This is a genomic window from Psychrobacter sp. APC 3426, from assembly GCF_030408035.1.
Taxonomy (GTDB): Bacteria; Pseudomonadota; Gammaproteobacteria; order Pseudomonadales; family Moraxellaceae; genus Psychrobacter.
In genome coordinates, this window is the sequence record NZ_JASDCF010000026.1 from 32445 (window position 1) to 43006 (window position 10562).

Below are 10562 nucleotides of genomic sequence, written 5' to 3' on the forward strand. Positions count from 1 at the left end.
TAACAACTGAAAACGAATAGCCGACCTATTTCTGTGAACTTGCTTGATTAATGTCATCGTGTTTACACAGTCGTTAATCCGCATATTTAAAAGTAAATACCAGTCAGATGTAAGGACACTGGAATGGTCAGATTGATTTTGTTAGGCCTATTAGCTGGTGCTTTTTTTAGCTCAACATTTATCTTAAACGAGCTGATGAGTGCAGCCGGTGGTCATTGGTTTTGGTCAGCCAGTCTACGTTACGTTTTTATGTGGCTGATTATCACTGGTATCATTATGGCGCAGTATGGTTTTGGTCGCATTAGAGAGCTGACCACTATCTTCTGTCAACATTGGGGCTTTTGGTGTATTACCGGCAGTATTGGTTTTGGATTATTTTATACAGGTATTTGCTACGCGGCTGATCACGTCGCGGGTTGGGTGGTCGCGGCGACATTTATGTTCACTGTGGTCACCAGTTTGCTCGTACTATTAGCTTTTGGTCAGCGCTTTGATAAAAAATTCATTATTTATGCCATATTGGTCTTTATCGGTGTGGTGCTGGTCAATGTCAGCGAAGGCCTGCGCGCCGCGGCTGTAACAGATATTAATGCTGCGCCAATGGCAGAGATGCTACTGTATGGTGCTTTGCCCGCTTTAATCGCCGCCTTTAGTTATCCCATCGGTAATCAGTTGGTCTGGCAAGTTTCTCATAACTCGCGCAAGCATACGACTGAGCGGCATCGCGCACAAACGCTCAGTGCTCAGACAAATAGTGCCGATGAGCAGCCGCTGGTATCTGAAGCCTATGATCTATCTGATAGCCTCTACGATGCGACTGACGATAACACCGATAATGACAATCCTCACGCCCGTCTTACCAATACCTCCTCACCTTCTATATTACAGACTCTAATCGCCCGTATCCCTGCTATTGAAACGACATTGCTGCACAATGCTTTTAATAAAGTCTGGCTCATGACACTCGGTAGTTTGCCATTCTGGCTATTTTTGGGCATTATAGTGCGACCTGAACGGCCAGATACCACACAGCTGTTCAATACTTTGCTCGTGGCTGTATTGGCAGGTGTAGCGGCCACCACTATATTTTTATATGCGCGTGGTCAGGCGGTTACGTCAAGCGAAGTCGCTGGCGTCGACTCAACCCAGGCCAGTGAAGTGGTGTTTGCATTAATCGGCGGTATATTATTATTAAATAATTCTATTCCGTCAGCGATGGGCTTGGTCGGTATCGGACTGATTATTTTAGGACTGATATTGTTTGCAAAAGACGGCTAATTGGCTTACAAATAATGGCTGAATAGCATTCTTTTACTGAGTTGAAGACAATGAGATTATTGAACTCATTGATATAAGAACCTCCAATACTTACGACGTATAAAACACAGCCAGCCAATCCAACTTAACGGTCACTACTTGGTACTATAACGATGGTTAATGATTTGATTTTTCCTGATATTTTATTGTACTTACTGGATATGATCGGCGTGATTGCTTGCGCGATAGCAGGTACTTTACTTGCGCAGCATAAAGGCTTTGACATTGCTGGTTGTATCCTAGTATCGATGGTCAATGCCATCGGCGGTGGTACACTACGTGATATGGCGCTAGACCGTCATCCATTATTTTGGATGACAGATCTCAACTATGTGATCGTTATCACGGTGACCTCTCTTATCCTACAGATATTCTTTCATCTCTATCATAAGATTGATAATGCGCTTAAGTTTTTTGATGCTATCGGACTCGCGGCCTTTAGTGTCATCGGCTTTAAGGTTGCTTTAAATCAAGACGTGTCGCCCCTGATTGCTATTATGATGGGTGTTTGGACGGCTATTATTGGTGGTCTACTACGCGATATTATCTGTAATGAGATTCCGTTATTGCTACAACGAGAGATTTATATCACGGCCAGTATCGCAGGCTCTACGACCTATTTGTTTTTGCAGTATTTCGGTGTCGATGCGGGTATCAATGAGTTTATTATGCTGTTCGTTATCTTTGTCGTACGTATGCTAGCGCTTAGATTTGATTGGCACCTACCGTCTATTCGCTTGGTTGATTAAAATGAATTTTAATGAGAATCACCCATGTTGACCATCGCATTAGATCCTGCAGCACTGATCACCACTTTTGACCCGCGCTCTTTGATATATTTGTTTGATATGATTGGCATTGTTGCTTGTAGCATTTCAGGCACCATACTGGCCAAGCATAAAAATTTCGATGTGTTTGGCTGTTTGCTGGTGTCTATTGTCACCGCTATCGGGGGCGGTACAGTGCGTGATGTCATTTTAGACCGTCATCCGCTGTTTTGGATGGTAGATATGAGCTATCTGACGGTGATTACTATCTCTTCGCTAACCATGCAAATATTCTTTCACCCAAACTCTAGACGCGTCGATAAGTTCCTAAAGCTTTCTGACACCATTGGTCTATCAGCTTTTACCTTAATCGGTATTAAGGTTGCTGATAGCATGGGCGCCAATGTGCCCGTGGCATTGTTATTAGGGGTGATTACTATTGTGGTCGGCGGTATCATCCGCGATATGATTTGCAACGAGATTCCGTTGGTGTTGCAGCAAGAGATTTATATCACGGCCGCCTTAACGGGCGGCGTTCTATACTTTGCGTTGCACAACCTTGGCGTGACGCCTTGGGTGGCTGATATCTCTGCGATGAGTACTATCTTTACCTTACGCATGCTAGCAATACGCTACGATTGGCAGTTTCCAACACTAGAATGGAAGTATTAACTCTTAATAACGGTTGCTACAGTTGTTGCTAACATTACTGCCAATACTATTAATACCCCTAGCCCACTTCTATAGTGAGTCCTAAATAAAAAGAGTGCAGTTTTTACAGCGTGCTACTGGGATAAACTTCCTTTGCTTGCTGTGCGACTCCATCACTCCAGAGGCTGCACAAAATTTATCCCAGTAGCACTGTATTTATTTTATAGTGGATCGACTATACCGTGTCTTTGACGAGCGCTAAATCTTTTACCATAAGCTGCAAGCTTTGTTTGCCATTCCACTCGTTGATGTCTAGCTGAAATAATAAGTGTACTTTTTCGGCTCGGTAATCCCAAACGCTGTTATCAAAGTTAAAATAAATGGCTTCGATTGGGTACTGCACATCAGGATAACGCAGTGACAATTTAAGATGCTTGTCTTTTAAGACTTTAAAGCTCAGCACTTCAAATATGCCGTCAAATATCGGCGGTGCAAAGCCATGACCCCAAATACTGGCATCAGCCAGATGCTCAGCGAACCACAAGCTAAAGTCACCTGCTTGTAGTGGCCCATCGGTGAATTTTTGCTCGGCGAACACTTCTTCATCCATCTCTGCCATGACTTCATTGAACGCTGTCACAAAACCCTCAAAGTTGCGACGTTTGATCGTCAAACCTGCGGCCATCGCATGACCACCAAAGTGAGTAATCAATTCAGGATAACGCTCGGCGACCTGCTCAATGGCATCACGAATATGCACGCCCGCAATAGATCGCGCTGAGCCTTTAATCGCATCATCATCTCCAGTACGCTCTGTATCCGCTGGTGCAAAGACAATACTAGGTAAATAATGGCTTTCCTTTAAACGTCCGGCGACGATACCGATGACGCCTTGATGCCAATCGTCTTGATATAAAATAATGCTGCGATCTCGATTATTCACAGTCTCTTTATCAGTTTTAGACTGAATAAGAATTTCATCGCTCTCGTCAGTAGCAGTATTCTCATCGTTTTCATTTGCAGCAGTAGCTAATGCTTGCACAATATTATCTGCTTGCGCACGCATCTCACCTTCAACATGGCGACGGGTACGGTTTAGCTGCTCAAGCTCCTGCGCCAAACGTTGCGCGGTGCTCCAGTCTTCAGTCAATAAGCACTCTATACCGATGCGCATATTATCCATGCGCCCAGCAGCATTGATACGCGGGCCTAAAACAAAACCAAAATCCTGCGCATGTAACTGCTTGGGATCTCGACCCGCTTGCTCGAGCAGTGCCAGTATACCTAAACAGCAGCGACTCTGACGAATAGCATTCAATCCATGATGCACTAAGATACGGTTGTTTTTATCAAGGACACCAACGTCTGCAATCGTGCCAAGCGCCACTAAGTCTAAATATTGACTGACTTGGACAGTAGACTTACCGGCTTCACGGCGCAGTTTTGCCAGTCGTCCAAGTACATAAAACGCCACCCCAACCCCTACCAATGCTTTACTAGTAAAATTACAATCGAGCTGATTGGGATTGACCACAGCCTCTGCAGGTGGTGTCTCTTTAGTGGTCAAGTGATGATCAGTGATGATGACGATAATGCCCTCAGCCTGTGCGCGTGCCACGCCTTCATGGCTTGAGATACCATTATCGACAGTAACTATCATATCTGGCTTGTAGGTTTCGATACCTAACTCGACAATTTCTGGCGTCAAACCATAACCGTATTTGAAGCGATCTGGTACTAGGAAATCAACGACCGCGCCCATCTTGGTGAGCGCACGCATCATTAGCGCAGTGCTGGTCGCGCCGTCACAGTCAAAGTCGCCAACAATAAGGATGCGCTGACGGTCATCAATGGCCACATCTAATAGACGCACCGCATCAACGACACCGTGCAGCATCTCAGCTGGCAGTAGACCAGACAATCCAGTTTCGAGCTCATCAGGCGCAGTAATACCGCGACCTGCATACAGGCGAGCAAGCGTCAGTGATTGAGCGGCAAGTGGTTGCAACGCGGCGGGCAACTCGTCGATGCGAGTGCTGGTATAACGAGGGGTTAAATTTAGCATGAGCGTATTCTACTGGCTTTAGTTAAGGGTCACAATGGTTAAGTTTGCTGACTTGGTTTACCCTTTATGATTGCTTTACTGCGCTATAAATCATATTTTACTACCGATACTTAGCGAAATTTAGAGTTTTATCAGTTTGCTGAATTCGTCATCTCTTTAAAAAAGTGTTTTTAAAAGACTGTTTACAAAAACGGTGCATAGTGACTGTATTTTTCTGCATTTTGCTACAAAGCAATGATTGTATGCCGCTAATAAATCCATAAAATAGGTAGCAACTTAAGATACTTGATATTTTTAGATAATTAATATTTATTGCTACACTTATACCAATATTCGAATTATTCTATTTTCACAAATTAATAGGACACCTTATGAAAACCACGCCAGTTGCTGAAAAACTTCCAAATACTATTGACCCTAATCTAGACCTTGATAAGGTTAAGAAAGAATGTCTTGGTCTCGTAAAAAAACGTGCCAGAGTTTCTGCTGGTGTGGCTATTATTCCAGTTCCGTTCTTTGATGTGGCAGTAGATGCTGGCATGTTGACCCAGCTTATCCCTGAAATCAGTGAACGTTTTGGTCTAATTGAAAACCGCAGATCTGCGATCGACTTAGAGTCACGTGAAGTACATTGGAGCGCAATCAGAGACCGTACTGTCGACTTTGCAGGCTTAATGGCAACACGTGGTATCGTTAAAAAAACAATCCAAGGCTTTGGCGGTCGTATCGCTGCCAAACAAGTCACCAAGTTTATTCCACTGGGTGGTCAATTGGTCGCAGCCACTATGGGCTATACCATTTTTAAGAAAATCGCCACTGACCATATCAATGAATGCTACAAACTGGCTAAAGACATTCAGCAGAAACAACATGGCAAGAATGTCTAAAGTGATACCTAAAACAAAGTTCTCAGCAGTCGTTAGTATTAAAGACTGAGATGATATAAATAGTAAACCAGCCAAGACAAACTGCCTTGGCTGGTTTTTTTATTCTATATTTGTCTGCTAGCCCTTTATTGCCCGCAATACTTATTCCATACCTCTGCTCGCGAGCTGCTCACATGGATAGCTGATTCGATAACCAGATAACCTTACTATAGAACTAAAGAGGCAGACGTTGTTTCTGACTGATAATAATTCATCAATCACTGACTAAGTGATAATATGAGCCTTTACGATAAAGGACTGCTAAACCTCATTTCAAAATATGGCAGTGATGCACCATAAATAAATACTTTTAGCCAAAAAAACCAACCACCATTAAAGGACTAATTCATGAAAAAAATCTTAATCTCTACTGCGATGCTTGCCATCTTTTCTTTAACAGGATGTACCACGACAGGCGGTGTCAATAACAACGCCGGTAATGCTATCGGTACTGCCAATGAGATTGGTATGAATGTCTTTCGGGCAGCAGTTGATAACCAATGTCGCAGTCAGATTGAAAACCAAAGTGCGTGGCGTATTGCCAGTGCGGCGATGACTGAAACGCAAGAAGAAGCCATAAAAAGTAATGTGTGTGGCTGTGTCAGCGAGCAAGCGCCGCAACAAGTCACCATCGTTGAATTGGGCAATGCCGCCATTGATACCAATTATCGGACTCAATTGGTCACTCGCGTCGTCGCCAAGTCGCTACAGAGCTGCTATGCAAGCTTCGCTAAATAGCTGACCATTTAACTTAATCTATCTAAAGTAACCAAGCCTGTGCATCACTGAGTGATAATATGCAGTGGATTTGCAAAGCTTGAATTAGTGAGTTTTGAAACAGTGCTTTGAAATCAAAAGTAGACTGGGTTAGCGATTGCTTAACCCAGTCTATTGCTATAGATTATGAGTAAATGGATTTTACTTTCATATCAAGGATGAACGATGAAAAGACGTGACTTTATTAAATTGGGCGGTCAAGCAACTGTGGCTGGCACATTATTAACTCAGCTAAGTGCTTGCTCATCGGATGATGATGACAATCTCAATTTCGACCAACTGGATGATTTAGACGACTTAGGCTACCAAGGTGCCGCGCCATTTGTACATGGCATCGCCAGTGGTGATCCGTTACAAGACAGGGTAATATTATGGACACGAATCACCAATGACGGCAGCATAAATGCCACTAGTATCCCTGTCGGTTATACGGTCGCAACAGACCCTGACCTAAAAAACATCGTCGCTCAAGGCAGAGCAATCGCTAGTGCAGAGTCCGACTTTACTGTCAAAGTTGACGCCAAATCTCTACAGCCCAACACCACTTATTACTATACCTTTCAAGCTCTGGGCTATCTCTCTCCTACCGGTCGTACCCGTACCATTCCGCAGCCTGACTTACCCGCCAATCAGGTAGAGCGTGTGCGCTTGGCTGTCGTCTCTTGCTCGAACTATGGATTTGGCTACTTCAATGGTTATGCTGATATCGCCAAGCAAGCCGATATATCAGCCGTATTGCATTTGGGTGACTATATCTATGAGTATCAAGAAGGGTTCTATCGCGACAACGACTTAAAAGAAGAGCGACCTATCTTTCCTGAACATGAAGTCATCAGTTTAGAAGATTATCGCCTGCGCTATGCGTGTTATCGCACGGATATCGACCTGCAGGAGTGCCATCGCCAACATCCTTTTATCGTGGTGTGGGATGACCATGAGATAGCAGATAACTCGTGGAAAGGGGGTGCTCGATTCCATTTCCCAAATAAGGGCAACTATTTAGAAAGAAAAATGGCCGCCGTACGCGCTTATCATGAATGGATGCCCATCCGTGACGATAGCAGCAACGAGCTTGATAGCCAACTGCGAATTTATAGACGCTTTGAGTTTGGCAAATTATTCGATTTGAACATGTTAGACACTCGTATCTTTGGCCGTGAAAAGCTTGATGTCGATGCCAGTCATGAACCTGAACGCCAATTGCTAGGACTTGAACAAGAAAACTGGCTATACCTGAACATGACAAAAGGCAAAAACCGCGGTACAAAATGGCAGATACTGGGACAACAAGTGATTTTAGCCCCATTCAAAGGTGCCTCTGCCAGCACCTCAGGGGACATATGGAATGGTTATGCTAGCGCTCGCGATCGTCTACTAGACTATATCGACAATAATAATATCGAAAATACAGTCGTGCTCACTGGCGATTATCACGCCTCGTTCGCCTTTGATGTTGCCAAAAATCCGTTTGATGCCGATAGCTATAATCCAGCGACAGGTGAAGGCTCACTGGCAGTTGAATTCGTCTGCCCTGCCCTGACCTCTCTTGCATTCCCTGAAAAAAACAATGGACCAGAGGTAAATCCGCATCAAAAGTTCATTAATCAAGTCGATCATGGCTATATGCTATTAGACATCACTGAGCAAGCCTTTCAATGCGAGTGGTATTATACTGATACCTTAAAAACGCGTAACGACCGTACTCAATTCGCCAAAGGGCTGTACACTAACAGCAATACCAATCATTTGCTTGAAGGCAGTCAATCTCGTCCTATCACTAATGTTGCGGCCTTGGCTGCGGCCAATAAAGCAATGCCGGTGAAAAAGTCAGCAACGTTGAGCGAAGCTTGATAGGTTCATCGTCTTCATAATGCTTAAAAGCAATACTTTGACCGTGTAAAAGGGTAAGCGTTAAAAACATAAAAGGGTGCGTTAATCAACGCACCCTTTTATGTTTTTCGTTTTATTGTTTATGACCTATATTTTAATGATACTTATACCATTCCCAAAAATTAGAGTAACGCGGAAAAATTGCGCAAGTACTACACCTAGTAGGCTTAGCAAATTTGACAACGTTAATTGCACTTTTTGGGTTTGGTATTACATAGCGCTTATAAAAGCAGCAACCGTATCTTTCGAATGGTTGGGTCACTTATATTTTGTTAACGGTGGTTGGGCTCGCAGGTAAGGAGGCTGTCGACGGCAATATTTTACTGCGGCGAAAGTATTTAGAAGACCCGTCAATAATCTTGTCTACTTCTTTGATTAAGTCCGCAATGACGTCATCATAAACACCATGATGCAATTCGGTCTCAAACGCTGTAAATGGGTGCTTACGTGAGGCTGAGCTGACTTCTGTCACACCTTGTTTACTATAGAAAATATCAACGCGACCATCGCTGTTTAATACACAGTTTAGCTCACCACCTTCAAGCGCCATTTCTACGCGCTCAGGCATAAAAATATAATCTTCTACATCAATGAGCTTTTTTTCTACTTCTCGTTTAAAAAATGATTTGATATCAAACATAGATACACCCTTGTCTTAAAATTATAAAATACACTCACACGCCTGACTTTATGATTATCAACCAGCATTTATTTGCCTGCTTGGTAGGTCGTGCTTTATAAATGTATCGTATAAGATAGAAGGCTAGTTTTTAAGACAGGATATGTAAAACTGCGTTTGCAGTTGGTAAAACGTGTTTTTAACTTTAGCTTTGGTATAGATTCAATAAAAAAAGGAAAGCTACACAATAGATAGCCTCCCTTTTCTGCTTATTAAAATATACCTAGTTTAATCACACCCAACCTTTTTCACGGAACGACTTCAATACTTTAACAAATACTGTCATCTCATCAGGCCTGCCAAGCGTCAAGCGATTGAAACCTGTGATAGGTGCAAACTCACGACCAACAGCGATGCCATGCTCACGCATTCTATTGATATAGGTTTGCACATCGCCTTTTATTTCGTGGAATATAAAGCTGGCTTGTGAGGGCAAGTAGCGCAAACCAAGCTCATCTAACGTTTGCTCAACCAGTTGGCGCGACTCATTGGCGGTACGCAGGCTTAGTGCCAAGAACGCCTCGTCATCCAAGGTCGCTAGCGCAGCGACAGCACCGGCTAAATTGGTATTGTCAACCGAGATAAACGCCTCTAACTTAGCAATCATTTGCGGGCTGGCGACCGCATAACCGACACGCATACCCGCGAGCGCGCACAGTTTTGAGAAGGTCCGAACCACAACGATATTCTCTGAGCGCTGCTCTCTAATCCACGCAATCCCGCTCTCAAAGCTTGAGTCAGTGACGTATTCTGAATAGGCCTCATCTAATAAGAAGTAATGATGGTCTGGCGCTGTCCCTACCCACTCTTTTAGCATATCCGTAGCAGCAATCGTCGCCGTCGGATTATTGGGGTTACACAGATAAAATAAGCTGATACCGTTAAAGTCATCAGCTGCTTTTTGCATACCTTGCAAATCAAAGGAATAGCTGTCAGAGACAAGCGGCACCTTTACCACAGGCACATCGATGGAAGTTGCATATAATTCAGCATAGGCAAAGGTTGGATGCGGCACAATTACTTGAAACTTCTTGCCTGCTCTCAACGCTTTGTTTTGCAGCATTTGCACGACCGTTCGAATATTTTCGCTCGACCCGCTGCCCAAAGAGATTTGGCTTTCCGTCACGCCATTGATTTTAGCAACTTTAGTGATTAAAGCTGCGCGTTGATCATCTGGATAACGAAAACCAATGTCTAAAGATTCTAAAATGGCTTTTCTGGCAGCGTCTGACATGCCCAATGAGTTTTCGTTAGAGTTTAACTCTAGTAACCCCACTCTCAACTTGAAATAAGCAATTCAAACTGAAGAGGCGGGTTACCAAGTTTTTTGTTGAGTACAAAGCACAGATTGTGTGACAGGATTTTACGAATCAATCGATGAGACAAATGCCATAAATCTCTTGCTCGTACCTTTTGTATATTAAATCGTTCTGATAACTGACCAATGACTGTTTCAACGATACGGCGGGCTTTCATTAGCCGCCTTACCA

The 10562-nt window shown here is 43.6% G+C and carries 9 protein-coding genes and 1 pseudogene; 6 read left to right on the top strand and 4 right to left on the bottom strand.

The genetic code is table 11. The features are described 5' to 3' along the window. The first annotated feature begins 123 nt into the window (after positions 1-123). The 3 genes from QL919_RS11590 (at position 124) to QL919_RS11600 (ending at position 2756) form a co-directional block, all read left to right on the top strand. Positions 124-1278 carry a multidrug resistance efflux transporter family protein gene (locus QL919_RS11590; protein WP_290189678.1) on the top strand — a complete coding sequence of 385 codons (1155 nt, stop codon included), beginning with the start codon at positions 124-126 and terminating at the stop codon, positions 1276-1278. 152 nt (positions 1279-1430) lie between these two features. Beyond that, the gene (locus QL919_RS11595; RefSeq protein ID WP_290189679.1) at positions 1431-2066 is read left to right on the top strand and encodes a trimeric intracellular cation channel family protein; all 636 of its coding nucleotides are present in this window, start codon (positions 1431-1433) and stop codon (positions 2064-2066) included. A 24-nt stretch (positions 2067-2090) separates the two neighbouring features. After that, positions 2091-2756: a trimeric intracellular cation channel family protein gene (locus QL919_RS11600; RefSeq protein WP_290189680.1), complete on the top strand. Its 666-nt coding sequence runs from the start codon at positions 2091-2093 to the stop codon at positions 2754-2756. Between the two features lie 214 nt (positions 2757-2970). On the opposite strand, the gene recJ is transcribed toward QL919_RS11600, so the two are convergent. Beyond that, positions 2971-4800, bottom strand: a complete 1830-nt coding sequence (gene recJ, locus QL919_RS11605; RefSeq protein ID WP_290189681.1) for a single-stranded-DNA-specific exonuclease RecJ — start codon at positions 4798-4800, stop codon at positions 2971-2973. A 371-nt stretch (positions 4801-5171) separates the two neighbouring features. On the opposite strand from recJ, the gene QL919_RS11610 reads away from it, so the two are divergent. The 3 genes from QL919_RS11610 (at position 5172) to QL919_RS11620 (ending at position 8354) form a co-directional block, all read left to right on the top strand. After that, positions 5172-5687, top strand: coding sequence for a hypothetical protein (locus QL919_RS11610; RefSeq protein WP_290189682.1), 516 nt, complete (start codon positions 5172-5174; stop codon positions 5685-5687). 387 nt (positions 5688-6074) lie between these two features. Further along, the gene (locus QL919_RS11615) at positions 6075-6464 is read left to right on the top strand and encodes a hypothetical protein (RefSeq protein ID WP_290189683.1); all 390 of its coding nucleotides are present in this window, start codon (positions 6075-6077) and stop codon (positions 6462-6464) included. A gap of 204 nt (positions 6465-6668) precedes the next feature. After that, positions 6669-8354, top strand: coding sequence for an alkaline phosphatase D family protein (locus tag QL919_RS11620; protein WP_290189684.1), 1686 nt, complete (start codon positions 6669-6671; stop codon positions 8352-8354). A gap of 301 nt (positions 8355-8655) precedes the next feature. Here QL919_RS11620 and QL919_RS11625 read toward each other — a convergent pair whose 3' ends face one another. The 3 genes and pseudogenes from QL919_RS11625 to QL919_RS11635 all read right to left on the bottom strand — a co-directional run. Further along, on the bottom strand, positions 8656-9033 hold the full coding sequence (locus QL919_RS11625; protein ID WP_290189685.1) for a hypothetical protein: 378 nt from the start codon (positions 9031-9033) through the stop codon (positions 8656-8658). A gap of 271 nt (positions 9034-9304) precedes the next feature. Beyond that, positions 9305-10348, bottom strand: a complete 1044-nt coding sequence (locus tag QL919_RS11630) for a histidinol-phosphate transaminase (RefSeq protein WP_290189686.1) — start codon at positions 10346-10348, stop codon at positions 9305-9307. Between the two features lie 2 nt (positions 10349-10350). Further along, a pseudogene (locus tag QL919_RS11635) lies at positions 10351-10562 on the bottom strand (IS982 family transposase); the annotation flags it as partial.

Coding starts and splice junctions, on each gene's coding strand:
- QL919_RS11590 (WP_290189678.1), top strand. CDS start 124: ATGGTCAGATTGATTTTGTTAGGCCTATTAGCTGGTGCTTTTTTTAGC.
- QL919_RS11595 (WP_290189679.1), top strand. CDS start 1,431: ATGGTTAATGATTTGATTTTTCCTGATATTTTATTGTACTTACTGGAT.
- QL919_RS11600 (WP_290189680.1), top strand. CDS start 2,091: ATGTTGACCATCGCATTAGATCCTGCAGCACTGATCACCACTTTTGAC.
- recJ (WP_290189681.1), bottom strand. CDS start 4,800: ATGCTAAATTTAACCCCTCGTTATACCAGCACTCGCATCGACGAGTTG.
- QL919_RS11610 (WP_290189682.1), top strand. CDS start 5,172: ATGAAAACCACGCCAGTTGCTGAAAAACTTCCAAATACTATTGACCCT.
- QL919_RS11615 (WP_290189683.1), top strand. CDS start 6,075: ATGAAAAAAATCTTAATCTCTACTGCGATGCTTGCCATCTTTTCTTTA.
- QL919_RS11620 (WP_290189684.1), top strand. CDS start 6,669: ATGAAAAGACGTGACTTTATTAAATTGGGCGGTCAAGCAACTGTGGCT.
- QL919_RS11625 (WP_290189685.1), bottom strand. CDS start 9,033: ATGTTTGATATCAAATCATTTTTTAAACGAGAAGTAGAAAAAAAGCTC.